This window comes from Xanthomonas sp. D-109 (assembly GCF_017746095.1).
Lineage (GTDB): Bacteria > Pseudomonadota > Gammaproteobacteria > Xanthomonadales > Xanthomonadaceae > Xanthomonas_A > Xanthomonas_A sacchari.
Map to the genome: position 1 here is coordinate 278,103 of NZ_JAGHWV010000014.1, position 24,311 is coordinate 302,413.

The following is a 24,311-nucleotide window of genomic DNA, read 5'->3' on the forward strand; positions in this document are numbered from 1 at the left end:
GCGCCGCGTCACGCTTGCGCGCTTGTCCACGCGGCCTCGCCACGCCCTGCGGTATGGTGCTGCGCCTCGCGATCCGCGCCAGACCCGACGCCGCCCCATGACCGATGAAGCCCAGCGCCAGCGTGTCCTCGACAGCTACCGCATCGTCGACAGCCTGCCCGAGGCCGCCTACCAGGACATCGTGCAGATCGCCGCCGCGCTGTGCGACACGCCGATCGCGCTGCTGTCGCTGCTGGACCGCGACCGCCAATGGTTCAAGGCCCGGATCGGCCTGGAGCTGCCGCAGACCGAGCGCAGCCAGGCGGTGTGCGACCACGCCATCCGTGCGCCCGAGCACATGCTGGAAGTGCCCGACCTCGCCGACGACCCGCGCTTCGCCGACCTGCAGATGGTGCGCGGCGACATCGGCGCGCGCTTCTACGCCGGCACGCCGCTGGTCACCGAAGAAGGTATCGCGCTGGGCACGGTCTGCGTACTCGACACCGCGCCGCGCCAGCTCACCGAGACCCAGCGCGACGGCCTGCGCGCGCTGGCGCGCACCGCCATGCGCCTGCTCGACGAACGCCGCCGCGCGCTGCAGCGCGAACGCGAGGCGCTGCTGCAGGCGCATCCGGCCGCCAGCGCGGACGCCCTCGCCGACGGCCGCTACCGGGTGGTGATCCTGGAAGTGCAGGAACTGGCCGCGCTGGCCGAGCGGCAGAGCGAGCGCCTGCTGGGCAGCAGCCTGCAGCAGCTCGACCGCACCCTGGCCAGCTACGTGCACGACGGCGGCGCCGACACGGTGGACCGCGCCACCGAGCATGCCGAGTTCATCGTCATGCTGCATGGCGCCGATGCCGAGCAGAAGCTGCGCGGCCTGCGCGAGATCGCCGCGCGGCAACAGGCGCTTGGGCTGACCGTGCTGGTCGGCGACGCCCAGGCCACACGCGCGGACGAACCGATCGGGCAGGTGTTCCTGCGCGCCGAGGCCGCGCTCAGCGCCGAGAAGGATCGCCAGCCGCCGCAAGCGCCCTGACCGGCGGGCGGACGCCGACCGGCGCGCGTGGCGCGCTGGCAGCCCTGATCGGCGCAGCGGCGCGCACTCGCGCGCACCGGCCCTGGCCGCGCGCTGGACGACCCGCCGCCCCGATCCGGCAGGCGCCGCCCCCCATCCGGCTGAAGAGACCTCCCGGCCGCCGCCCGGGCGACGGACACCCGCCCCGCGTCAGCGGCCCCGTTCTTGCATCCCCCAGGCGTTGCGGTCCCTCACCGGTGCGAGCCGGGCGGCGCGCGGCCGCCAGGGCAGGATCGGCAGCCACGCCTTGCGGATCCGGCCGCGCGCCCCGTCTCCGCTTCGGTCGTTTACCATGCCGCACGCATCCTGCTCTGGACCCGACATGAGCCATGCCGCTCCTCCCTGCTGCACCCCGCTGCTGAGCCTGTCGCTCGGCCTGTTGCTCGGCACCACCGACACCGCCATGGCCGAGGCCGCGCCGGCGACCACGCTGACCGCGCCGGCACCGCCGCCGCAGACGCCCGACCTGGCCTACCCGGAACTGTTCCAGGCGGTGCAGCAGCAGGAGCTGTTCGACGACCAGAAGCACTTCGTCGACGCGCTGCCGCTGCGCGACCCGGCGCTGATCAACGCCGACTATCTGGCGCAGCGCCAGCAGCCCGGTTTCGACCTGCGCCGTTTCGTCGCCGCCAACTTCGAGGAATCCGGCCCGGTGCAGACCGAGGCGATCCGCCAGGACACCGGCCTGCGCGAGCACATCGATGCGCTGTGGCCGCTGCTGGTGCGCCGCCAGGTCGACGTGCCGCCCTACAGCAGCCTGCTGTCGCTGCCGCACCCCTACGTGGTGCCGGGCGGGCGCTTCCGCGAGGTCTACTACTGGGATTCCTACTTCACCATGCTCGGCCTGGTGGAGAGCGGCGAGCACGAACGCAGCCGGCAGATGCTGGACAACTTCGCCTACCTGATCGACACCTACGGGCACATCCCCAACGGCAACCGCACCTACTACCTGAGCCGCTCGCAGCCGCCGTTCTTCTCGCACATGGTGCAGTTGCAGGCCAGGGTGGAAGGCGATGCCGCCTACGCGCGCTACCTGCCGCAGTTGCAGAAGGAATACGCGTACTGGATGGAAGGCGCGCAGACCCTGGCCCCGGGCCATGCGCATGCACACGTGGTGCGCCTGGCCGACGGCAGCCTGCTCAACCGCTACTGGGACGCCCGCGACACGCCGCGCCCGGAGGCCTGGCTGCACGACGTGCGCACCGCCGCCGAGGCCAAGGACCGCCCCGCCGCCGAGGTCTACCGCGACCTGCGCGCCGGCGCCGAGAGCGGCTGGGACTATTCCAGCCGCTGGCTGGGCGACCGCAAGACCCTGGCCAGCATCCGCACCACCGCCATCGTCCCGGTCGACCTGAACAGCCTGCTCTACCACCTGGAGACCACGCTGGCCCTGGCCTGCGCCAAGAACCCGGGCGCGCCGGGCTGCGACACCGACTATGCCGCCCTGGCCAGTGCGCGCAAGACCGCGATCGACAAGCACCTGTGGAGCGATGCCGGCTACTACGCCGACTACGACTGGCAGCAGCGCCGGCTGCGCGAGCAGGTCACTGCCGCGGCGCTGTACCCGCTGTTCGTCGGCGTTGCCTCGCCGGCGCGGGCCAAGCGCACCGCCGACACCGTGCAGGCGCAGTTGCTGCGCCCCGGCGGCGTGGCCACCACGCGTCTGCATACCGGCCAGCAGTGGGACGAACCCAACGGCTGGGCGCCGCTGCAATGGATCGCCGTGGACGGCCTGCGCCGCTACGGCCAGGACACGCTGGCGCAGCGCATCGGCAGCCGTTTCCTGGCGCGGGTGCAGGCGCTGTTCGCGCAGCAGCACAAGCTGGTGGAGAAGTACGGCGTGGACGCGCAGGCCAAGGGTGGAGGCGGCGGCGAGTACGCGTTGCAGGACGGCTTCGGCTGGACCAACGGCGTCACCCTGCTGCTGATGGATCTGTACAGCGCCCCGGCCGCAGCGGCGCCCACCGCGCCGCAGCCGCGCGCGCAGCCAGAGCCGGAGCCGGAGCCGGCATTGCCCTGAATCGCCCGCCGTCCACGCCTCGCCCGGCCGGGGCACGCGCCTGGCGCCGAACCCGCCGTGGGGCGAGTCGGCCTGCGCAGGGCCGGCAGGAGCGTGGGCGATGACCGCGACCGGCGCCCCCGCAGTCGGCGACGTGGCCGACCGGGACGCGGCCGCACAGGCCGCCGTGCTGCGCGGGCTGCCGTCGCAGGCGCAGCTGTGGCACTGGATCGAACGCCTGAACGGGTTCGGCCCACGCCTGACCGGCAGCCCGGCGCACGCCGCGGCGATCGACTACCTGGCCACCGAACTGCAGGCGCTGGGCCTGCAGGTCCAGCGCGACCACCTGCCGCTGCGCCGCTGGACGGCGCATGCCACGCAGCTGACCCTGGACGACGGCAGCGCGATCGCGGTCGCCGCGCCCCTGCCCTACTCCGGCACCACGCCGCCCGACGGCCTCGCCGGCGAACTGGTCTGGTTCGACGGCCGCCCGCGCTCATTCCGCAAGGCGCGCGGCAAGATCGCGGTGGTGGCCCTGCGCCGTCGCGACCTCGATCGGACCTTGCTGACGCTGGCGTTCAAGCGCAAGGCGCGGCTGCCCGACGGCGACGCCGACTTCGCATCGCCCATCACCACCCCACTGCTGACCGGCCTGCAGGCGGTGGCGCTGGACAAGGCACGTCGGCACGGCGTGCGCGCCGTGATCTGCGTGTTCGAGGGCGTTTCCGAGGCGCAACTGCACGGCCAGGTGCTGCCGTTCATCACGCCGTACCGCGATCTTCCCGCGGTGTGGGTGAGCGCACGCCACGCCGAGGCGCTGCGTGCCGCGGCCGCGCAGCGCAGGCAGGCGCGGCTGACCCTGCACGCCACGCTGCAGGACACCACCACCGACACGCTGTATGCGGTGCTGCCCGGCCGCGCGCAGGACGAGACGCTCATCGTCAACACCCATACCGATGGACCAAACGCCTGCGAGGAGAACGGCGCGGCAGGCGTGCTGGCGCTGGCCCACGCCTTCGCCGCGCTGCCGCGCGCGGCGCGCCGCCGCACCCTGGTGTTCGTGCTGGTCACCGGCCATTTCCAGTTGCCGCAGATCGGCGTGCACGGACGCCAGGCGACCTCGGCGTGGCTGCAACGGCACCCGCAGTTGTGGGACGGCCGCGGCAGCCACGCGCGGGCGGTGGCCGGCATCACCATCGAGCACCTCGGCTGCACCGAATGGCGCGACGACCTGGCGGCCGGCGCGCCGGCACCGACCGGCAAGCTGGAACGGGACCTGGTGTACACGGCCACGCCGGCACTGGATGCGCTGTACCGGCAGGCCTGCGCCGGGCGCAGCAAGCTGCGCGCGCTGACCCTGTCGCCGCGCCTGGAGCTGGCGATGCTCGGCGAGGGCCAGCCGCTGTACCAGGCCGGCATCCCGGTCGTGGCCACCTGCCCGATCCCCGATTACCTGTGCCAGGTCCTGCCGGAGGGCGGCATCGCCCGCCTTGACCCGGCGTATGCGCAGCAGCAGGTGGAGACCTTCGCGCGGCTGCTGGCGCGGCTCGACCAGCGCGACGCCGCAGAGATCGGACGCATTCCGCTCACGCCGGGCCGGCTGCTGTCCCGCCTGATCGAACGCCTGCGCTGAGCCGCAGCGCTACTGCGCCGGCGTCTCCACGACCACGCCCATCGCCACGCGATAGCGCTGGTACAGCGCCATCACCTTGTCGATGTACGCGCGGGTCTCCGCATACGGCGGCACGCCGCCGTAACGCGTCACCGTGCCGATGCCGGCGTTGTAGGCGGCCGCGGCCAGCACCCGATCGCCGGCATAGCGACGCAGCAGCGCGCGCATGTAGCGCGCGCCGCCGTCGATGGACTGGTCGGCCGCGAACGGATCGCGCACGCCGTATTCCTTCGCTACCTCCGGCAACAGCTGCATGACCCCCTGTGCGCCCTTGGGCGACACCGCGGTGGCGTCGAAGCCGCTCTCGGCATGCGCGATCGCGCGCAGCCACGGCTCGTCCACCCCTGTGGCGCGCGCCGCGGCGCGGAACTGCCTGGCATGCGCCTGCAGTTGCGGCGCGCCGAGCGTGCCCAGGCCAGGATGCGCGCTTTCCCCGGGCGGGGTCACCGCGGTGAAGCGCAGGTAGGGCCGCGAGCCCGGCAGGTTGCGCGTGGAGTAGACCAGTTGCCCGTCCTGCTCGCGCTCGTACAGGGTGCCGCTGAACACCCCCAGGTTGCCCCACAGGTTGGGCGTGGCGATCGCCGCATCGTCCAGCTCCTTCGGCGTGCAGCGCGAGCCCGGTTCCGGTGCCGTGGCCAGGCTGACCGTGCCGTCGCGCACGCAGCGGTACACCGTGCGCGCGGACGCGCCGGCGACGACACCGCAGCACAGCAACAGGCACAGCGCGGCACGGGCAAGCGACATCGGCGACACGCTCGGATGGGGCGGGCGCGCATCATGGCGCAGCGCGCGTCGAGGCGAGTGATGGCGGCGTTCGGCACGCTGTCCGACAGCGCCTCCCTCGTAGGAGCGGCTTCAGCCGCGATGCTTTATCGGGAAAGCCTCGCGGCTGAAGCCGCTCCTACAGCAATCCGCCGCAAGCTGGCTGGGTGCACTGTGGGAGGGACTTCAGTCCCGACGGTGGCCAAGCTCGAATCACCGCCTACGGCGCGCACGCCGCCAGCTTCTGGTCGGCGTACCACAGCGCGCGCCGCGCCAGGTCGTAGGCGCTGTCGGCCTCGCGCGGCAGCAGTTGCTGCGCGCGGATCGGGTCGGCGCCCTTGGCCATTGCGGTTTCCACGTGCAGCAACGTGTCCAGGTGCTCGCGCACCGGCGTCAGCAGGCGCTCGCGCTGCGCCGCCGGGCAGGCACCGCGGCGTTGCTGCAGATCGGCCAGGGCCTGGCGAATCCGCCGGCTGGCTTCGCCATCCAGCCCGGGTGCCTTCTCGAACGCGATCGGGGCGGCCTTGTAGGCGTCGCCGGTGGCCTCGCTGCCGAGGTCGCTGGGGCGTTCGTGCAGCGCCGGATTGAAGCGCACGTCCGGCGGCGGCCGCGCCACGGCTGTCTGATGCGTGTTCTTGGGCAACAGTTGCTTGATCGCGTGGTTGATGCCCTGCACGGCGACGTCGCCGAGGGTGCCGTCGCTGGCCCAGTCCTTGTCGAAGCGGGTGGACCGGTAGTCGATCGGATTGGGCCGTTCGAGCAGGCGCTTGGACTTGGCGACATCGCGCGGATTGAGCGTCCCCGGCGGCGTGCCCTGCGCCTGCGCGAACGGATCCACCGCCACCCCATCGGGCAGGCGCGGATGGCCATCGCCGGTGTAGAGCGTCGCCGCCATGCCCGTGGCGGCTGCAGCGGGCGCGATCGGCGTCGACGAAGAAGTCGGCGCGGCGGCGTGCGGTTGCCGCGCCGCGGCCGGCATGCGCGCGGCCGTCGAGGGCGCACGCGTGGAGGCCTGCGGCGGGACCGGCGCGCGACGCGCCGGTTCCCGCGGCAGGAACACCAGGCGCAGCGCATCCTCGGCCGCCGCGCGTGGCGGCGCCGACGGTGCGCCCCACAGCAGGCGCCCCAGCAAGACCAGGATCATCGCGGTCGCCAGTGCCGCCCACAGCTGCTGCCAACGGTCTTGCGCAGGAGGGGCGGTCACGATGGTCGGGGATCCATGGGCAGGCGGTTGGGGCGAGTGTGGGGGACGGACCGGTACAGCGTGCCGGGAGTTCCGTTGCCGGCGCGTGCCGCCGCGCGCGGCGGGCCGCGACACGCCGCCACCTGCCGCCGCTGCGGACACGCAAGGCCTTGTCGCGTCAGGGATTGCGTCGGCGCACGAGGAAACCGGCTAAGGTGACGCGCCCGGCCGGCGCGACAGCCGGCGTACAGCCAGCGGGCCCCGACGCCCGCCCTGCCGCAGGAGAACCGCATGACCCGACGCCTGGCCACCGCCCTGCTCGGCGCCGCGCTGGCGCTGCCGGCGCACGCCGCGCCCTCGCACCTGGACAGCGTCCTGCAACGCGGCACGCTGCGCGTGTGCACCACCGGCGACTACGCGCCCTACAGCCTTCTGCGCAGCGACGGCACCTACGACGGCATCGACATCGCCCTGGCGCATTCGCTGGCCGACAGTCTGGAGGTCAAACTGCAGTGGGTGCCGACGCGCTGGCCGACCCTGCTGCCGGACCTGCGCGCCGACCGCTGCGACATCGCCGTCGGCGGCATCTCGGTGTCGCTGCCGCGGCAGCGCCAGGCCTGGTTCAGTGCGGTGCTGGAGGTCGACGGCAAGATCCCGCTGGTGCGCTGCGCCGACCAGGCGCGCTACCGCGACATCGCCCAGATCGACCGGCCCGAGGTGCGGGTGATCGAACCGCGCGGCGGCACCAACGAGGCGTTCGCCCGCCGCGAACTGCCGCATGCGCAACTGCTGCTGTCCGACGACAACCCCACCATCTTCCGCGACCTGCGCGAGGGCCGCGCCGACGTCATGATCACCGACGCCTCCGAGGCGCGCTTCCAGCAGCGCCAGGTGCCCGGCCTGTGCGCGGTGTCGCCGCAGCGGCCGCTGCAGTACAGCGAGAAGGCGTTCCTGCTGCCGCGCGACGATATGGCCTGGAAGGCCTACGTCGACCAGTGGCTGCACCTGAGCAAGGCCAGCGGCGCCTATGCGCGGATCGTGGCGGCGTGGCTGGGCGAGGCGGAGACGACGCCATAGGCATCCGCCACCCACGCGCAGCCGCTATGCTGCCGCAGCCGGCGGCGTTCGCACCGGCCTAGGGGACCCAACAAGGAGAGAGCATGAAACTGCAATGGAGAACGCTGGCGCTGGTGGGCGTGATGGTGCTGGCCACCGGCTGCGCCACCAACAGCGTGGTGCACCAGAGCTACAAGGCGACCACCGCCGAAACCTACTGGTACCAGCTCACCGGCAACGACGACACCGATGCCGAGAGCCTGGCCATGTTCCGTCGCCAGCTCGACGCGCAACTGGACGCGGCGCACCTGCACGGCACGCAGGGCCAGGCCAATGCGCGCAAGATGACCATCGTCATCGATCACTACTACATGCGCAGCAATGGCGCACGCTTCTGGGCCGGCATCATGGCCGGGCGGGACAAGATCAAGAGCCGCGTCAGCGTCGCCGATGCCAACGGCAAGACCGCCGCGCAGTTCGATGTGGAATCGACCAACAGCACCGCCTGGGGCACCTCCGAAGGCCTGATCGAACGCCACGCCGAAGAGATCGTCGCGCGACTCAAGCAACTGCAGTAGTGCGTGCAGCCCGTGCAGGACCGCAGCGGTCCTGCGCGGGCACAGAGGCAAAATACCGCGCTGTCTGCAGCGCACCTCGCATCATCTGCTCCCACGACACGCACGCCGGATGCAGCTTTTTCCGTAGGAGCGGCTTCAGCCGCGACGGAGCGTTCCCGATAAAGCCCATCGCGGCTGAAACGCTTCGAATTGATGCGAGACGCGCTGTCGTCGATCAAGCAGCGGCACGTCAGATGCGCAAGGCGGCCCGCGCAGTACCCGTACCGCTCAGCCGGCCAGGCCCAACTGCTCGGCCAGATCGCTGCGCGGCGAGCGTCCGTACAGCCGGCTGTACTCGCGACTGAACTGCGACGGGCTCTGGTAGCCGACGCGGTAGCCGGCCGCGCCCACGTCCATGCGTTCGACCACCATCAGCCGCCGTGCCTCGCGCAGGCGCAACTGCTTCTGGTACTGCAGCGGCGTCATCGCCGCGACCGCGCTGAAATGGTGATGCAGCGAAGACACGCTCATGTTGACCTGGCGCGCCAGGTCCTCGATGCGCAGCGGCTCGGCGTAGTGCTGGCGCAGCCAGGCGATGGCCTTGGCGATGCGGTTGCTGGGGCTGTCCTCCTGGGCGATGCGCAGCAGGTTCGGCCCGCACGGCCCGGCCAGCAGGCGATACAGGATCTCCTGTTCGATCAGCGGCGCCATCGCCGCGATGTCGGCCGGGCGTTCCAGCAGCCGCAGCATGCGCAACGTGGCATCCAGCAGGTCCGGGCAAGCGGTGTTGACCGAGACCCCGCGCGGGCGCTCGGCACCGACCTGCGGCGGCAACGGGATGCGCTCGAGCAGTTCGCGCAGCCGGTCCGGCCGGATCGACATGCCCACGCCCAGCAGCGGCTGTTCCGGGCTGGCCTGGGTGATGCGCGAGACCACCGGCAGATCCAGCGTCACCAGCAGATAGGTGCCGACGCCGTAGCGGTATTCCTCGTTGCCCAGGGTCAGGCATTTCTCGCCCTGCAACACCAGCGCGAAGACGGGCCACTGCGCGGTATGCGTCTTCGGCGACGGCGCGGAGCGGTAGGAACAGAAGAAGCCCTCGATGGCGGTCTCGTGGTCACCATCGGGAGTGGCCAATCGGGCAACCAGGGCGGCCATTTCCTGGTAGCGGTGGGCGAGCGCGGTCATCGGCAAGGGCGCCGTAGCGTGCGGAGGAGGAAGGCAAGCTTGCACGATGCTGCGCCGGCGCGGACCACGGCGCGACGCGGCTTGCAGGATCGTACAAGAATTCCGTTGGATCGCGCTAACGCGCCCGCGGCGCGCGCCAGCATGCTTTATCGGCCGGTTCCCCTACCGGCGCCGTCCCGGAACGCCCGCCCCCGCCCGCCTGTCCGGCCGTTCGGCCCTGTCCCTTCCCCATGCCCCTCGTCACGCTGCCGCGTCGCCGCCAGCGTGCCATGCGGGCGACGCAGACCGCAGGAGAGACCGATGCATCCCCATACCGAAGCCCTGGAAATCGCCACGTTCCGCCTGCTCGACTGCACCTGGCGCACCTTCCTGCGCGCCAACGCCGAAGTCGATGCCTGGCTGCAGCGCCAGCCCGGCTTCCGCTCGCGGCGCATCGCCCGCCGCCGCGACGGCAGCGTGGTCGACATGGTGCTGTGGGACAGCGTCGCCCACGGCACCGCGTCGGCGCGGCGGCTGATGCGCGAACTGCAGGGCGCGGCGATCCACGCGCTGATCGACCCGGACACGGTGTCCTGGGACATCGCGCCGGTGCAGCACGTCAGCGGCGAGGAGCACGACGGGACGGAGCTCGCAACGGAGGCCGACAGCCTCGCCGCGTGATCCGCGCGATCAGCGCCACCTGCTGCCGCCTGGCATGACCAGCGGCAAGTCCGAAGGCAGTGGCCTGCGCGGTGCGCGGTTGCCAGTGGCGTGTCGATCGCACTCGCCTGCAACTCCGACAACGCGGGACCGGACACGAAGCGGCAGCGCAACCGTCTGCCCGCCCACAGACACGACAGTCCGAGCGCTGCGGCCCACTCAGACGCCGCCACGCTCGTGCCACGCGAGAAACCGCCCCGTCTGCAGGCCGTACAGCAGGATGTGCAGATAGGCTTCGCGCCTCGGCTCGGCGGCCTGCGCGTCGCGCGGCCAGGTGTCCATCAGGCCCTGCAGCCGTGGCAGGTCGAGCACGCGGCGTGCCAGGGGAGAATCGTGCAGCGCGTAGAGTTGCTGCTGCAGGCTGGCGCGCTGCGCGCTGAGATGCGCGAACCAGTCGCCATGCTGCACGCCGACCTGGCGATTGGCGAAGATCTCCGCAGGTGCGCCGCGCGCGGCGAGCAGGCGGCGCGGCAGCGAGCGGCTGACGCCATCGCGCAGGAACTGATCCAGCGGGAGGCTGCCGAAGAACTCGATCACCCGCCGGTCGGCGAGCGGCATGCGCAGATCCACACCGGACAGTGCGCGAAGCACCCCATAGGTCTCCATCGCCGCGGCATCGCTCAAAAACCACTCCCGCCGCACGGCCAGGGAAGGATGGTTCGCGCCGAGACAAAGCCGGTAGCGACGCAGATCCAGAGTGCGGCGCAGATCCAGCTCTCGCGCCCACTGAGGATTCAACGCGGCGTTGCACCGCCACACGTCGACCGGCAGACGATGCCAGCGGCGCACCACCGCCATCGGCGCGAACGGGCGCAACACATGGCGCTGCAGCACCTTGCGCACGCTCAACCCTTCCGTGGCCGCCAGCGCCCGCGCTTGCACAAGCAACGCGCGCCACTGGCGTTGCCGCAGCAACTCCGGCAGCCGGGACAAGCCGTCGTAGCTGAAGAACGCATTACCCAACTCTCCGCCGATCAGGACCCGACTGCCGCGCTCCTCCATGACACGATAAAGCGGAAAGAACCACGCCATGTTCAGCGGCGAGCGCGTCGGCTGGCCACCCTCCTGCAACCAGCGCTCGGCGTCATGTTCGCCCCAGTCCTGGCCATCGTCGCCGATCATGTGCCAGTCGATGCCCGGATGGGGTTCCGCCAGCAGGCGGGCACGCGGCGATTCGTCGTAGTAATGGCGTGCGCTCGCCGCTGCGGTCGCTGTCTGCGGAGCACGCGTGAGCGCCAGCAACGGCGCTGCGGTGTGTTGTCGTGCGGCGGAGAGTGCCACCGACGTACTATCGAGGCCACCGGTCAGGCACATGGCGACGCGACCAGGCGCGCGCAGGCCGTCGGCGACGGCCAGGTCCAACACGTCGGCAGCGGCGGCCTCGACGTCCTCATCGTTGCGCAGCTGCAGCGTACCGGCCTGCGGCGGCGCCCACCATCGCTGCAGATGAACCCGTTCCGGCGTCACGCTGAGGGCATGCGCCATTGGGACTCGATCGATGTAGCGATAGATGGTGCGGGTCGCCCGCGTTCGATCCATCAGCAGCCGATCGGCCAGCGCCTGCTCATCAAGATCGGAGGGAATCTCCGGCAAGGCCAGCAGCGCCCGCAAGCGGGTGGCAAACGCGATCAGATTGGGACCACGATGCACGAACAACGAGCGGATGCCCACGGGATCGCGGGCCAGCAGCAGCCGGCGCTGGTCGGGCCGATACAAGGCCAGCGCGTAGGATCCGTACACGCGCGGCAACGCGTCGACATCCCAGCGCTGCAGGGCCTCCAGCAACAAGGCGCCATCGGGCGTGGAGGTGCTGCTGGGCTCCCCTAGCGCCGCCACCAGTTCGCGACGCGCAGCCAACACCACATCTGCGGCAAGGACCGCCCCGGACGCTCCCACCCACGGCATCGCTTCGAACGCATCCTCCGGTGTGAAGCAATGCTGGCGATGGACAATGGCGATGTCACCGCCATGCCAGACACGCGCCGGGCCGATCCCGCGCGCCTCCAGCGCGCGATCGAGGCGCAGCAGATCCGCGGGGGAAACCGGAGCGCCGTCGAGACGCCAGATCCCCGCAAAATCGCTCACCTCGATCGCCTAAACCGGCTTAGGAGCCGGTGCCAGTCCCCGTGCCGTCGTTGCCGGCGAAGGTCTGGTTTGCGGTCTCATCGATGGCAAGAAACGACACCATCGGCGTCGTCCATACCTTGCGCCCGTGCTGCGAGGAGACCTCGGACGGCACTGCCTGATCGTTCTCGTACATTGCGCACTCCCGTTTTGTTAGCGTCACCTGCGGCTCGCGAACGCGTCGCCTCCCGTACTGCACGTAGCGTCAACGACGTACATCCGACGCGCCTGACATCGCACCGCGTTGCGGGCCGTGTCGTTTGTGGGTGCTCCCGGCTACGCTTGGAGCAATTCCCACTCAAGCTGGTTGCTTGATTCCATGATCCTACGATCGATGCCGTTGCCAACACCAGCGAATGCGTCCATCGGCGTGCCGCACGCCGCCGGGCGCCCGATTTTTCTAGACACGTATCACAAAAAGGGATGATCCCGCTTCTTTCCCGCTGGCGAAGCAGGTGGCCCGTTGCGCAGATGAAGCTGCTGTATCGCGCCCTGCGCAACCGCGAGGGCCGGCTGTATGCGTGGTTGCGCCTTACCTCGGCCGCGCCCGTGTTCCAGGATTACGGCACGACCGCCATGCATCGCTATCCCACGCTGTTCGCCTTCGTGCAGACCACACTGGGAGCGGCTGCAAACCTGCGCCTGTTGTCGTTCGGCTGTGCCAGCGGCGAGGAAGTGCTCACGCTACGCAGTTACTTCCCGGACGCCGCCATCACCGGACTGGACATCCATCCCGACCATATCTCGGCGTGCACCCTCCGGCTTCGGACGCAACCGGACGCCCGTATTCAGTTCCGCTTGGCGGGCAACACGGCCGGTGAGGCCGACGCCTCCTACGATGCGATCTTCTGCCTGGCCGTCCTGAGACGGGGCGATCTGGCCTTCCATACCGGCCAACGCTGCGACCATTTGATTCGCTTCGAGGACGTACAGGCGCAGTTGCTGGACTTCGCCCGCTGCCTGCGCCCTGGCGGCTTGCTGGCGTTGCGCCACGCCAACTTCCGCCTTCGTGATACGGCAGCAGCGCGCTGGTTCGACCCGGTCCTCCGCATTCCGACACCGGCGCAAGCGGATACCCCACTGTTCGGTCCGGACAATCTGCGCCTGCCCGTTCAGTCAGATGACGAAGTGGTATTCCGGCGCCGCGCGCATCCACGCCACTGAGTCGGCGATCGCAGCCGATCCAGCGGTTAGCCGCCTTCCAAGACGCACGTTTCCCGGTTAAGGTTCCAAGTCCTTCCACGGATGGTTCGCCATGCCCATCGATCCGAATGCCTTGATCGCACAGGCTCCCGGTTGCCTGGCCGCGGAAATGGGCGAAGAACTGGTCGTGATGAACACCGAGCGCGGGCTGTATTTCTCGCTTGACGCGGTGGGCAAGGACATCTGGACGCATCTCGCATCACCCTGCACGTTCGTCGTGCTGTGCGATCGGCTGTGCGCCGACTACGCGACGACACGATCCAGAATCGAGACCGACGTGGCATCGCTGCTGGAAACGCTGCGCAGCGCCGGCACCATCGAGATCCGCGTCTGAACCGCAGCCTCGAAAACCCGGCGGCGCGGGTCTTGCCGGAACGCCAGCACCACTACCTGCTGTGCGGCTGGCATGTCCGCAGCACACTGGCCCTTCCGGAGTTGCCGCCCTGGCCGGCATCGGCTGCCGGGCATCACGATGCGGATGTGGTGATCGAGGACGCGTCGCTCCCCAGCCGGCTCGATTCGGCCGATCCCACCGATACCTGGCTGAGCATCGGAACCGACGGGTCCGTGTTGCTGCAGATCCCAGACCTGGTCCGCATCCTCGTGCGCGGCGGACGCTCGATCCAGGTGCAGCGATTGCGCCAGGACGATGAGAGCTGGCGGCTGTTCCTGCTCGGCTCGGCGCTCGGCTACCTGTGCCTGCAACGCGGCCTGTTTCCGCTGCATGCGGCTTGCCTGCGGATCGGCAGCCGCACCGTGGCCATCGCCGGGCACAGTGGCGCCGGCAAGTCCACACTGTCGGCCGCCCTCCTCAAGCGAGGCCATGGCTTGCTCAGCGACGATCTAACGGTCCTCCGCACCGAAGGCCGCATCGAGGTGCTGCCGGCCTTCCCACGCTTGAAACTCTGGCGCGATACGCTCGATTCCCTGCAGATGCCCCACGCCGGGCTCCCGCAGATACGCCCGGGAATGGACAAGTTCGACCTGCGCCCGCAATCCGGATTCGACCCGACTCCCGCGCCGCTGGATGCGATCTTGATCCTGAAGGAGGCACCGGAACCGAGGATGCAGCGGCATTCCCCCGGTGCCGCGCTGCCCTTGCTGCACAGTTACCTGACGCGGCCACAGGCTGCCCGGCGGCTTGGCCTGTGGCCGACGACCTTTGCCCAAGCCGCGGCCATCGCGCGCCAGGTGCCGGTCTGGCACCTGCTGCGCCCACTGCGTTTCGATGCGCTGGACGCCGGCGTCGAATTGATCGAAGCACACCTGGGGACATGAGCCGGCGCGGCATCATCTGGCTGGCGTCCTATCCGAAATCCGGCAATACCTGGGTGCGCTGCCTGATCTCCAGCCTGCAGACCGGCGCAGCCGAGGTGGCGATCGATACGCTCGGCCGCAGCCTGCCGTACGCGGCCTCGCGCAGTTGGCTCGAGCAATTCGTCGACGTGGACAGCAGCGACCTCGCACCGAGCGAACTTCGTCTTCTGCGCAGCAGCGCCTATCGGCAATGCGCGGCACGGTCGCTGGAACTGCTCAAAGTGCACGATCGCTACGACGCGACGCTGTTTCCAGAAGATGCGACGCTCGCAACGGTGTACATCGTGCGCGACCCACGGGATATCGCGCCTTCCTGGGCCGACCAGACGAACATCGACGTCGACGCCGCCATCCGCCAGATGTGCGACGCCGGCCTGACCATGAGCCGTGCCGGCCCCTCGTTCCGCACCCAGACGCCGCAATGGTATGGGTCCTGGTCAGGGCATGTGGCCTCATGGCTGCAGCGGGCTCCAGGGCCACGCCTGCTCCTGCACTACGAAACTCTTCTGGCGCAGCCCATGCGGGAGACGACACGTCTTGCGGAATTCCTGGGTCTGCCCGCCGACCCATCGCATGTGGCACGCGCGGTCGCCGCCTGCCGCTTCGAAACGCTACGCAGCGCGGAGGAGCGTCACGGATTCGCCGAACGTAGCCGTGAGCAGGCGCGATTCTTTCGCCAAGGCCGCGCTGGCGCATGGCGCTCCGCGCTCACCACGGACCAGGCACAGCGCCTGGTCGCCGACCACGGCGTGGTCATGGACTGGCTTGGCTATCGCTGAAGGCAGGACGCCAGGCCATATGCCAGGAGATACCGGCATCGGCAAATTCCTGGAAGCCGAGTCGATGGTAGAGCCCGACCGCAGGATTGCCTTTTTTCACCTCGAGCAGCACGCGCCGCCCGTCGGCATGCGCCTGGTTCAGCACCGCGCCGATCAGGATCGTTCCGATCCCCTGGCGGCGGTAATCGGATGACAACAGGATATCCAGCACGCGGAAATCCCCTTCATCCGTCGTCGCCAGATAGAGACGGCCAATCACGCGTTGCTGGTGCGCCAGCACCAGAAACAAGGCATCGGGATGCAGCACAGCGTAATGGCGGCGCTGTGCCTGGAACTGTTGATCGAGCAACGCGGCCTTTGCCGTATCGTCCCACGGCAGCATCGCGAATTCGGCCCAGCGCGCTTCCCGGAGCAGGGCGCGCAACGCCGACATGTCCGCCGCGCCCTCGGGGCGGATCGCCATGCCCAGCGCCGACAATGGCGCCGGGCAGGCGAAGTGCAGCGACATCACGGCCTGGGCGGATAGATGCCATCCGTGGCGCAGATGCAGTAGCGCACCGTGGTGAACGGTTGACGGTTTTCGTGTGCCTGCACCGATGTGGAGGTGGCGGGGAAAGGCGTCAGCGTATTGGGCGACATCTGGCCGATAGGCGTTCCCACGGCCGGCGCATACGCGAGATACGTCTGTCTTGGCGTGAGGGTCAGATTCAGCAAGCGCGTCACGTAAGCGGCCGCGCTCGGTGTATTGACGAAGGCCGTCAGGGCGGTGGCCGGCCTGACGAACTGCGTGGAGATGGTGTGCGTGTGTGCCGGCAATTGCGACGAAGAAGTCAACGCAACGGTGTCGGTGCCCTGCAACTGGCCCATGGTGGTGTTGGTCAACCCCGGCCCCTGCCCCTGGCCGGTGACCGCCCGGCCGCGCAGATCCGGCAGTCCGAACGTATTCTGCTTGTCGCCCCCGTAGGCAAAGCCGATCACCCCGAACAGCGCCTGATACTGCTGGATGCTGACCGTCTGCCCCATGCACTCGAGCCAGCCATCGGGCGCGAAGTTGTAAGGGAACGCCCGCACTTCGCCGATAAAGCTATTGGACATGTCGAACTCCTTTGCGATGGCCGGTCACGGCCGCTGCGGGTAGAACCCGTTCAGGCAGATCAGATAGTTGAGCGTCTGCGTGGCCATGTGGTTGTCGTGGGGCTGATTGGCGCCGCTCACGTTCACCGCCGTCGGTGCCAATTGGTAGACGGAATCGGTGGTCCCCGCGGGCGGGATGAAGTACGCCACTTCCGAGTTCTGAGGTGCGGCAAGCAGATTGCCCACAGGGGTCAGCGCAGAAGCCGCTGCGGTCACTGCCTGCAGGGTATGACTGTGCGCCGGCATTTCCGCCGTTTGCAGCGACACCGTCTCGTTACCGAACTTCTGGCCCAATACGCGCGCCGTCAGTTGCGGCGCCGGCGCGCGTGCCATGCCCTGCCCTTGCGAGACCGCGACACGGCCGCGCAGATCCGGCAGATTGAAGTTGACCCTGCCGTCGCCGCCGTAGGTGGTGCCGATGAGCGAGTACAGCGCCATGTAGGTGTTGATCTGCAGCTGGCGTCCGTCGCAGAACGCCCAGCCCTCGGGTTCGTAATTGCCGGCGAAAAGGATGATCTGACCGGTATAGGCATCCATGGTGTGGTTCCTTTGTGGCCCGCGTCAGGGGCGCTGCGGGTAGATGCCGACCGTGCAGATGCAGAAATTCAGCACCAGCGATGGCTGCATGTTGTTGTGGGCGGCACCGCCACCTTGCTGGCTCACGGAGTCAGCCGCCAGACCGACCAACGTGCCGGTTGGCGCGTACAGATTGTGCGGTGTCGGTGTCTGCGCGAGGAGTTCGTTCCCGTCCAATGCGCCAGTGGTGGCCGCCGTATTGGCCGCGTTGACCAGGTGGGTATGCGGCGGAATCTGCGCCGCGGTCAGCGCCACGCCCTCCAGGCCGCCATAGGTGCCGACCGTGTAGACCACCGTCGGCGTGGTGAGCGGATTGACGCCCTGGCCCACCGGCACGCGACCGCGCAGGTCCGGCAGATTGAACGTGGTCTTGCCGTCGCCGCCATACTGGTTGCCGAGCAGCGAGGCCAGCGCGACGTTGCTGTTGATCGGCAACGAGCGGCCATCGCATGGCAACCATCCGGCAGGCGCCCAGTCGATCGGAAACAGGCGAATTTCGCCCACAAACGCATCGGTCTCATTCATCGTGCGGCTCCTCAAATGTCAGCACTGGCGCGCGCGTCGTATCCCCGATCGCACGCGTCCCCCCATCCGTCAAGCTGCGCAGAGCGTCGCGCCGCAGGTCGAAGGTATGCTACACAGCGCGCGAGCGACCGATCCATCAGTCAAGGACTGATGCGCGCCGAAAGAATCACGGGAAACAGAGAGGAATCATGTGTGCGCTGAGCCACTTAGCACTTTCCACGGCATGCGCGATGCGGCCTCGCGTGCAAATTTTGTCTACGTACGAGTACAAGTCCGCTGCAATGCATGATCGGCCTCCAGTCGTGGCCACGATTGCCGATCGCGCGCGCAACGCGGCCCTGCTCGCGCCGTGACGCGCACGTGCGCCGCCTGGTCGCCCGCGTTCGACTACGCACTGCGCGTCCTGCGCTCAGAAACGGCAGCGTGCAGTGCGAGCGCGATCGATCCACACGCGTTCGCACGCGTGCTTGCGCAGCATCGCCTGGCGCTCGCGCTACCGCCGGCCGACGCACTGGATGGCGCCATGCCGACGCCGCTGCGCGACACGCTCCGCCAACGCCAACGCAGCACCCTCCTGCGCACGCTGCGACAGACCGCGGCACTGCAGCAGATCGTCCGTGGCCTGGACGATGCCGGACTGCGCCACTGCCTGCTCAAGGGCCAGGGCTACGCCGCCTTGTTCGGCACCCCGCAAAATCGCGAGGCCTGCGATATCGATCTGTTGATCGATGCGGCCGACCGCGACCGCGCCTTGGCGCTGCTGCAAGACCTGGACTACGTGCTGGATCCGGATGCGGCGGGCAGGCTCGAGCGATACGCGCGCGACAATCACGCCCTGTCCTTGCGGCATGCCGACAGCGGGCTGGTGCTGGAACTGCATCTGCGTCTGGCCAACCGGGCCCGCGAATTCCCGCTGCAACCGGCAGCGCTGTGGGATCACCACACCACCCTCGTTCGCGTGGCCGGGATGCAGGTGACCACACTGGCGCCGCCGCTGGCGGTGGTCTATGCCGCCTTCCACGGTACCAAGCACAACTGGCACCGCGCCTTCTGGCTGGTGGATCTCGCGCAGGCGCTGCGCAGCCCGTCGCAGGATTGGGCGGCCACCCTGGCGCTGGCACGGCAGCTGGGCGTGGAACGGCAATTGGCCTTGGGCGTCCTGTTGGCCGAGGCCACGCTCGGCGTGCCCTTGCCCGCGGCCTTGCGCGAACAGGCATCGCTGCTGCGCAGCGCGCGCTTCGCGGCCGACACGCTGCTGCCGCACCTGGATGCGCTCGGCTCCGATCGCGGCGCCGATCTGGCGGCCCGGCTCGGCATGGCGCGCTACACCCTGCGCCTGCTGTCGCTGCAGTCGAACTGGCGCGGCAGCCTGCAGTTGATCCCGTTCCTGCTGGCGCCCACCGAGGACGATCGCCTGGCCACGCCCCTGCCGCGAGCGCTGCAGTGGGCCTATCCGGGACTGCGCGCGCTACGTCTGGCCAGGCAACACCTGCGCAAACGTCGCGGCGTGCGGCACAGCCCGGACTGAGTGCCGCTGTCGCTCAGATCCAGCCGCGCCGGCGGAACCACGCCAGCGGCAGCAGCATGCTCAGCGCGATCACGCCCAGCGCCCAGTAGTAGGCGTCGTGCCATTTCAGTTCGGGCATGTGCGCGAAGTTCATGCCCCAGACGCCGACCAGCACCGTCGGCGGGATGCCCACCACCGAGGCCACCGCCATCACCTTCATCACGTTGTTCTGGTCGACGTTGATCATGCCCAGCACGCTGTCGAGCAGGAACTCGATGCGGTCGTCCAGGTGCTGCTCGAATTCGATCAGGGTGGCCAGATCCTTGTGCAACAGGCCGATGCGCTTGGCCGCGTCCTCGCCGAACCAGTCCGGCGCGGCGTCGTCCAGGTAGGTGGCCACGCGCAGCAGGCCGTGGCCGGCGTTGTGCATGCCGCCCAGGCGCCGGCCCATGTCGCCGACGTCGTGCAACATCCGCTCCAGGTGCCGCGACTTGTGCCGCGCATGCGGCTTGGCGAACGCTGCGCGCGTGGTCTCGGTGATCTGCGCCTCCAGCGCTTCCAGGCGATCGGCCAGGCGCCCGACCAGTTCGTCGAGCAGCCGCAGCAGCAGGTCGTCGCTGCTGCGGCAGGGGCTGTGCTGCAGCTGCGCGGCCACCGCGTCCAGCGAGGCCATCGGCTGCTCGCGCTGGGTCACCAGCACCCGCGGCGACACCGCGAAACCCAGCGGCGCGGTCGGCCCGTCCGCGTCCTGGAAACGCGGCACGTTGAGGAACAGCACCTCGCCCTCCACCCGCACCCGGCTGCTGAACTCGATCTCGCCGATGGCCGCGCGCGTCGGTACCGCGAAACCGACCTTCTCGTCGACCTCGGCCAGCTCCGCCTCGCTCGGCCGGCACAGGTCCACCCAGCACACCGGCGTATCGGAGGTGCCGCCGAGGCGATGGATGGTGATCATCGGTGCTGGCTCGCGCAGTGGAAGGCGGCGAGCATCCGCTGCCGGGAAACGGTCGTCAACGACGCCCGGGTGGACCGTTCAGGCGCCGGCGCTGCGGCGCTTGAGCGCGTAGCCCACGCCCAGCAGCAGGAACCACACCGGGCTGGCGAACAGCGCCTGGCGGGTGTCGGCCTGCAGGGTCAGCAGCGCCAGCACGAAGGCGAAGAACGCCAGGCACACGTAGCACATGACCACGCCGCCGGGCATCTTGAACGCGGAGGCCGCGTGCAGTTGCGGACGCTTGCGCCGGTAGGCGATGTAGGCGCACAGGATCAGCGACCAGACGAACATGAACAGCACCGCGGCCAGGGTGGTGACCAGGGTGAAGGCGGTGACCAGGTTCGGGATCAGGTACATCAGCACGGTGCCGCCGAGCAGGCAGGCGCAGGAGAACAGCAGCCCGCGCGCCGGCACCGCCGCGCGCGAGAGCCGGGCGAAACCGCGCGGCGCGTGGCGCTCCTCGGCCAGGCCGTAGAGCATGCGGCTGGTGGAGAAGATGCCGCTGTTGGCCGAGGACGTGGCCGAGGTCAGCACCACGAAGTTGATCAGGCTGGCCGCGGCCGGCACGCCGGCCAGCACGAACAGCTCCACGAACGGGCTCTTGCCCGGCACCACCTCGCGCCACGGCGTCACCGCCATGATCGCCACCAGCGCCAGCACGTAGAACACCAGGATGCGCACCGGGATCGAGTTGATCGCCTTGGGCAGGTTGCGGCGCGGGTCGGCGGTCTCGGCGGCGGTGGTGCCGACCAGTTCGATGCCGACGAAGGCGAACACCGCGATCTGGAACCCGGCGAAGAACCCGCCCATCCCCATCGGGAACATGCCGCCGTCGTTCCACAGGTTGGCCAGCGAGGCCACGTGCCCGGACGGCGACTGGAAGCCCCAGGCGACCAGCCCGGCGCCGGTGAGGATCAGCGCGCAGATGGCGACGATCTTGATGAGCGCGAACCAGAATTCCATTTCGCCGAACAGCTTCACCGTCACCAGGTTCAGCCCCAGCAGCAACAGCACGCACAGCATCGCCGGGATCCACGGCGCCAGCGTCGGGAACCAGAACTGCGCGTAGGCGGCGATCGCGATCACGTCGGCGATGGCGGTGATGATCCAGCAGAACCAGTAGGTCCAGCCGCAGAAGAACCCGGCCCAGGGCCCCAGCAGGTCGGTGGAGAAGTCGATGAACGACTTGTACTCCAGGTTCGACAGCAGCAGCTCGCCCATCGCGCGCATCACGAAGAACAGCATCACGCCGATGATCAGGTACACGAACAGGATCGACGGCCCGGCCAGGCTGATGGTCTTGCCCGAGCCCATGAACAGGCCGGTGCCGATCGCCCCGCCGATCGCGATCAGCTGCAGGTGGCGGTTGGAGAGGCTGCGCTGCAGGTGGTCGGGCTGGGCGGACGGATCGGTCATGGGCGCAGGCCATCGCGGGGGATTAGCCTGCAAACATAGAAGATGGCGGCAGCGCGCGCCAGCCGCGCGTGCGCCGGGTGGCGCCCGCGGCGGCGCGGGCGGCGCCGCATGCCGTCCGCGCCGTCGCGGGGGCCGTCGCTCAGGCCAGCGCGCCGCCCTGCCCGATCGCCACGAAGCTGAAGTCGCGGTCGGACTGGTTGCCGCCGCCGTCGCCGGTCTTCAGCAGCACCTGGCCCGCATCGAGGCGGATGATCACCGCGTTGTCGCAGGTGCTGCCGTCGCCGGGATAGATCTGGGTCACCGAGACCCCGTCCAGCGCCTGGAACGGCGGCTGGAAGCTCACCAGGTAATGCCCGGTGCTGACGTGCGCCACCGTATACCCCCCGCCATTGCGGACCGCACCGTCCGCGCCGACCACGCCTGCCACCACCCGCACGCCCGCATGGGTGGCGGCGTCGCGCAACTGTTCCATCGCATTGTTGATCATGCCGTTCTCCGATCTTGATAAGGAAAGTCCGATGGCGCTGCGACCGCTGCGCTCCCTCGCGGCCACGCGCCGCTGCCCTGCCTCGTCCGTGAGCCGGCAGCATCGCCGCGCTGCGTGCGCGGCCGTATCGGCGATTTCCTGATCGGTACCGGTGCGGCGACCGAGATCGGCTCAGGCGGCCGCGCTCACACCAATTTGGTGCGCCGCCACCACCGCGTGACCTTCTCCTCGCGCACCAGGGTGAACAGCCCGGCGCCCAGGATCAGCGCGATGCCCACCGCCATCGGCCAGTCCAGGTGATCGTGGAACAGCCAGTAGCCGAAGCCGATCGCCCACAGCATCTGGCTGTACTGGGTCGGCGCCACCGCGCTGATCGGCGCCGACCGCGAGGCGTACATCATGAAGATCGCGGCCAGGCCGGCGAGCAGGCCGTAGCCGGCCAGCAGGATCCATTGCTGCCAGGTCGGCCAGACGAAGGTCGGCAGCATCAGCAGCCCGCCCATCAGCAGCGGGCCGAGCACGCCGGCGCCGTACAGGGTCAGGCGCTTCTCGCCGGGCCCGGCCATGCGCAGGCTGATCACCGACACCGCCCCCACCAGGCCGCAGACGATCGCCGCGACATGGCCCTGGCCCAGGTGCCGGAAGCCCGGCCGCAGCACCACCAGCACCCCGATGAAGCCGACGATCACCGCCAGCCAGCGCCGCCAGCGCACCTCCTCCTTGAGCAGCAGCACCGACAGCACGGTGACGAAGATCGGCATCAGGAAGATCAGCGCGAACGCCTCGGCCATCGGCAACAGAGTGAACGCGGTAACCGCGGACAGATTGCCGGCCGCGCCGGTGAACGCGCGCAGCAGCCAGATGCTGGGCCGCTGCGCCACCACCACCTCGCGCCAGCGATCGCCCGGCTTCTTCAGGAACGGCAGCGCCGACAGCATCAGCAGCGCCCCGAAGAACACCACCTCGTAGGCCGGCAGCGACCCCTCCAGCCCCTTCACGAAGGCATCGCTGATCGAATAGGCGGCGTAACAGGCGAAACCGAGCAGCACACCCTTGAGCATCATGAGCCTCTTGCGATCAACGGCGCCCCATACCGGGCACACGGGAACTGGCGCCCATTATGCGGGGGGAACGGAAGCAGCGACCGCGCGAACCGTCCAGGACACGACAAATTCTTAAGCAATGCGTTGCTATAAGCCTCAGCGCAACCAAGGGTGTGCCCGCGGTTGCATCCAGGGAGCGGGAGTTGCCTCCGTGTCAGGACGACGCGAACCCAAGACCGCCTCGTCGGCCTCCCTGCTGCCTTGAACCCGATCGCAACGCGCCCGTTGCGTGCAGCCAGAGACCGCCCGATGCCATCACTGCCACGTTGTCTGCCTTTCCTCCTTGCGGCAAGCCTGATCGGCTGCCAGCCGTCCGCGCAAACCACATCGGCCGACCACGCCGCCAACGGCGGCGCGGACTCGCCCTCCCCTGCTCCAACGACCGACAAGGCGTCCGCTTCGCCGGCGGCGTCCCTTTCAGGGGAGGCATCCCTGCAACCCTTGCTCAAGCCGGGAGACCAGATCCTGGCCTTCAAACAGCACGACCTGACCGGCAACGGCGGGACCGATGCCGTCGCCATCGTCCGCCACGCCAATGCCGATGCGTCAGGCAACACTTGCGAGCTGTTGGTCCTGCAACAGGCGAATGCGGCATGGAACGTGGCCGACCGTAGCCCGCAAGCGGTCGACTGCCTCTACAACGATGTGGCGCGCAACGCGAAGCGCCTGGACGACAACCTCAGCCTGAAGACGCAGGAAATCGTCTACGTCAACCAGCAGGCGCGCAGCAATGTCACCTACACGCTGAAGTACGACTCGGCCAAGAAAGCCTGGTATCTGGCGGAAGCGAGCAGCACGGCACCTGCAGAGAATCCGCAGAGCGGCGCGATGGAGGTCTTCCGCGGAACCGCCAGTTACCCGGCGGACTTCGCGTGGACCCCGATTTCGCAGATCGACCCAGAAAAACTGCAGGACGCCATGGACAAGCACCGCGCCGTCGTCCAGTAATCCGATTCCAAGGAGAGAACCATGCCCC

General features: G+C 69.3%; 25 protein-coding genes. 12 read left to right on the top strand and 13 right to left on the bottom strand.

The genetic code is table 11. The annotated features are described in order from the left end of the window. The first annotated feature begins 97 nt into the window (after window positions 1–97). The 3 genes from J7357_RS15645 (at window position 98) to J7357_RS15655 (ending at window position 4,686) form a co-directional block, all read left to right on the top strand. Window positions 98–1,015 (top strand): GAF domain-containing protein, encoded by a 918-nt coding sequence (locus J7357_RS15645; protein ID WP_209247842.1) that lies wholly within the window; start codon window positions 98–100, stop codon window positions 1,013–1,015. Between the two features lie 361 nt (window positions 1,016–1,376). Further along, window positions 1,377–3,074, top strand: coding sequence for an alpha,alpha-trehalase TreA (treA, locus tag J7357_RS15650; protein WP_209247844.1), 1,698 nt, complete (start codon window positions 1,377–1,379; stop codon window positions 3,072–3,074). A 100-nt stretch (window positions 3,075–3,174) separates the two neighbouring features. Then, on the top strand, window positions 3,175–4,686 hold the full coding sequence (locus tag J7357_RS15655) for a hypothetical protein (protein ID WP_209247846.1): 1,512 nt from the start codon (window positions 3,175–3,177) through the stop codon (window positions 4,684–4,686). Window positions 4,687–4,695: 9 nt separating this feature from the next. On the opposite strand, the gene J7357_RS15660 is transcribed toward J7357_RS15655, so the two are convergent. Further along, a complete protein-coding gene (locus J7357_RS15660; protein WP_209247848.1) occupies window positions 4,696–5,469 on the bottom strand; it encodes a lytic transglycosylase domain-containing protein in 774 nt (257 codons plus the stop codon). 238 nt (window positions 5,470–5,707) lie between these two features. Beyond that, window positions 5,708–6,691: a hypothetical protein gene (locus tag J7357_RS15665; RefSeq protein ID WP_343237423.1), complete on the bottom strand. Its 984-nt coding sequence runs from the start codon at window positions 6,689–6,691 to the stop codon at window positions 5,708–5,710. 270 nt (window positions 6,692–6,961) lie between these two features. Between J7357_RS15665 and J7357_RS15670 the strand changes: the two genes are divergently transcribed. Both J7357_RS15670 and J7357_RS15675 read left to right on the top strand, forming a co-directional pair. Continuing rightward, window positions 6,962–7,747 carry a transporter substrate-binding domain-containing protein gene (locus tag J7357_RS15670; RefSeq protein ID WP_209247850.1) on the top strand — a complete coding sequence of 262 codons (786 nt, stop codon included), beginning with the start codon at window positions 6,962–6,964 and terminating at the stop codon, window positions 7,745–7,747. Window positions 7,748–7,830: 83 nt separating this feature from the next. Continuing rightward, window positions 7,831–8,304 carry a DUF4410 domain-containing protein gene (locus tag J7357_RS15675; RefSeq protein ID WP_209247852.1) on the top strand — a complete coding sequence of 158 codons (474 nt, stop codon included), beginning with the start codon at window positions 7,831–7,833 and terminating at the stop codon, window positions 8,302–8,304. A gap of 267 nt (window positions 8,305–8,571) precedes the next feature. On the opposite strand, the gene J7357_RS15680 is transcribed toward J7357_RS15675, so the two are convergent. Then, complete coding sequence (locus J7357_RS15680) at window positions 8,572–9,471, bottom strand: AraC family transcriptional regulator (RefSeq protein WP_209247854.1); 900 nt, start codon at window positions 9,469–9,471, stop codon at window positions 8,572–8,574. A 300-nt stretch (window positions 9,472–9,771) separates the two neighbouring features. On the opposite strand from J7357_RS15680, the gene J7357_RS15685 reads away from it, so the two are divergent. Then, window positions 9,772–10,131, top strand: a complete 360-nt coding sequence (locus J7357_RS15685; protein WP_209247856.1) for a hypothetical protein — start codon at window positions 9,772–9,774, stop codon at window positions 10,129–10,131. Between the two features lie 198 nt (window positions 10,132–10,329). Here the strand turns inward: J7357_RS15685 and J7357_RS15690 are convergent, their stop codons facing one another. Then, window positions 10,330–12,255 carry an asparagine synthetase B gene (locus J7357_RS15690; protein WP_209247858.1) on the bottom strand — a complete coding sequence of 642 codons (1,926 nt, stop codon included), beginning with the start codon at window positions 12,253–12,255 and terminating at the stop codon, window positions 10,330–10,332. A 19-nt stretch (window positions 12,256–12,274) separates the two neighbouring features. After that, window positions 12,275–12,430: a hypothetical protein gene (locus J7357_RS15695; protein ID WP_209247860.1), complete on the bottom strand. Its 156-nt coding sequence runs from the start codon at window positions 12,428–12,430 to the stop codon at window positions 12,275–12,277. Window positions 12,431–12,765: 335 nt separating this feature from the next. Here J7357_RS15695 and J7357_RS15700 point away from each other — a divergent pair, with 335 nt between their 5' ends. The 4 genes from J7357_RS15700 (at window position 12,766) to J7357_RS15715 (ending at window position 15,593) form a co-directional block, all read left to right on the top strand. Beyond that, a complete protein-coding gene (locus J7357_RS15700; RefSeq protein WP_244667563.1) occupies window positions 12,766–13,458 on the top strand; it encodes a class I SAM-dependent methyltransferase in 693 nt (230 codons plus the stop codon). 91 nt (window positions 13,459–13,549) lie between these two features. Continuing rightward, entirely contained in the window at window positions 13,550–13,831 is a 282-nt protein-coding gene (locus J7357_RS15705) for a PqqD family protein (protein WP_209247864.1), read from the top strand. Window positions 13,832–13,863: 32 nt separating this feature from the next. Next, a complete protein-coding gene (locus tag J7357_RS15710; RefSeq protein WP_209247866.1) occupies window positions 13,864–14,775 on the top strand; it encodes a hypothetical protein in 912 nt (303 codons plus the stop codon). Then, window positions 14,772–15,593 carry a sulfotransferase domain-containing protein gene (locus J7357_RS15715; protein ID WP_209247868.1) on the top strand — a complete coding sequence of 274 codons (822 nt, stop codon included), beginning with the start codon at window positions 14,772–14,774 and terminating at the stop codon, window positions 15,591–15,593. The genes J7357_RS15710 and J7357_RS15715 overlap by 4 nt, the downstream gene beginning before the upstream one ends. Here the strand turns inward: J7357_RS15715 and J7357_RS15720 are convergent. From J7357_RS15720 to J7357_RS15735, 4 genes are read right to left on the bottom strand one after another with little or no spacing between them, the layout of a single operon-like run. After that, entirely contained in the window at window positions 15,568–16,101 is a 534-nt protein-coding gene (locus J7357_RS15720) for a GNAT family N-acetyltransferase (RefSeq protein WP_244667564.1), read from the bottom strand. The two genes, J7357_RS15715 and J7357_RS15720, sit on opposite strands and share 26 nt — an antisense overlap. Further along, window positions 16,101–16,688 carry a tail fiber protein gene (locus J7357_RS15725; protein WP_209247870.1) on the bottom strand — a complete coding sequence of 196 codons (588 nt, stop codon included), beginning with the start codon at window positions 16,686–16,688 and terminating at the stop codon, window positions 16,101–16,103. The genes J7357_RS15720 and J7357_RS15725 overlap by 1 nt, the downstream gene beginning before the upstream one ends. Before the next feature lie 24 nt (window positions 16,689–16,712). Then, on the bottom strand, window positions 16,713–17,264 hold the full coding sequence (locus J7357_RS15730) for a tail fiber protein (RefSeq protein WP_209247872.1): 552 nt from the start codon (window positions 17,262–17,264) through the stop codon (window positions 16,713–16,715). Between the two features lie 24 nt (window positions 17,265–17,288). Beyond that, window positions 17,289–17,828, bottom strand: a complete 540-nt coding sequence (locus J7357_RS15735) for a tail fiber protein (RefSeq protein ID WP_209247874.1) — start codon at window positions 17,826–17,828, stop codon at window positions 17,289–17,291. A gap of 349 nt (window positions 17,829–18,177) precedes the next feature. Here J7357_RS15735 and J7357_RS15740 point away from each other — a divergent pair, with 349 nt between their 5' ends. Then, window positions 18,178–19,356 (top strand): nucleotidyltransferase family protein, encoded by a 1,179-nt coding sequence (locus J7357_RS15740; RefSeq protein WP_209247875.1) that lies wholly within the window; start codon window positions 18,178–18,180, stop codon window positions 19,354–19,356. 13 nt (window positions 19,357–19,369) lie between these two features. On the opposite strand, the gene J7357_RS15745 is transcribed toward J7357_RS15740, so the two are convergent. From J7357_RS15745 to J7357_RS15760, 4 genes are all read right to left on the bottom strand, one after another. Further along, window positions 19,370–20,290: a CorA family divalent cation transporter gene (locus tag J7357_RS15745; RefSeq protein ID WP_209247877.1), complete on the bottom strand. Its 921-nt coding sequence runs from the start codon at window positions 20,288–20,290 to the stop codon at window positions 19,370–19,372. A gap of 78 nt (window positions 20,291–20,368) precedes the next feature. Beyond that, window positions 20,369–21,745: a D-serine/D-alanine/glycine transporter gene (gene cycA / locus J7357_RS15750; RefSeq protein ID WP_209247879.1), complete on the bottom strand. Its 1,377-nt coding sequence runs from the start codon at window positions 21,743–21,745 to the stop codon at window positions 20,369–20,371. A gap of 139 nt (window positions 21,746–21,884) precedes the next feature. Beyond that, window positions 21,885–22,232 (bottom strand): hypothetical protein, encoded by a 348-nt coding sequence (locus J7357_RS15755; protein WP_209247881.1) that lies wholly within the window; start codon window positions 22,230–22,232, stop codon window positions 21,885–21,887. 185 nt (window positions 22,233–22,417) lie between these two features. Next, entirely contained in the window at window positions 22,418–23,293 is an 876-nt protein-coding gene (locus J7357_RS15760) for a DMT family transporter (protein WP_010340290.1), read from the bottom strand. Between the two features lie 291 nt (window positions 23,294–23,584). Here J7357_RS15760 and J7357_RS15765 point away from each other — a divergent pair, with 291 nt between their 5' ends. Then, entirely contained in the window at window positions 23,585–24,283 is a 699-nt protein-coding gene (locus J7357_RS15765) for a hypothetical protein (RefSeq protein ID WP_244667565.1), read from the top strand. The last annotated feature ends 28 nt before the right edge of the window (window positions 24,284–24,311 follow it).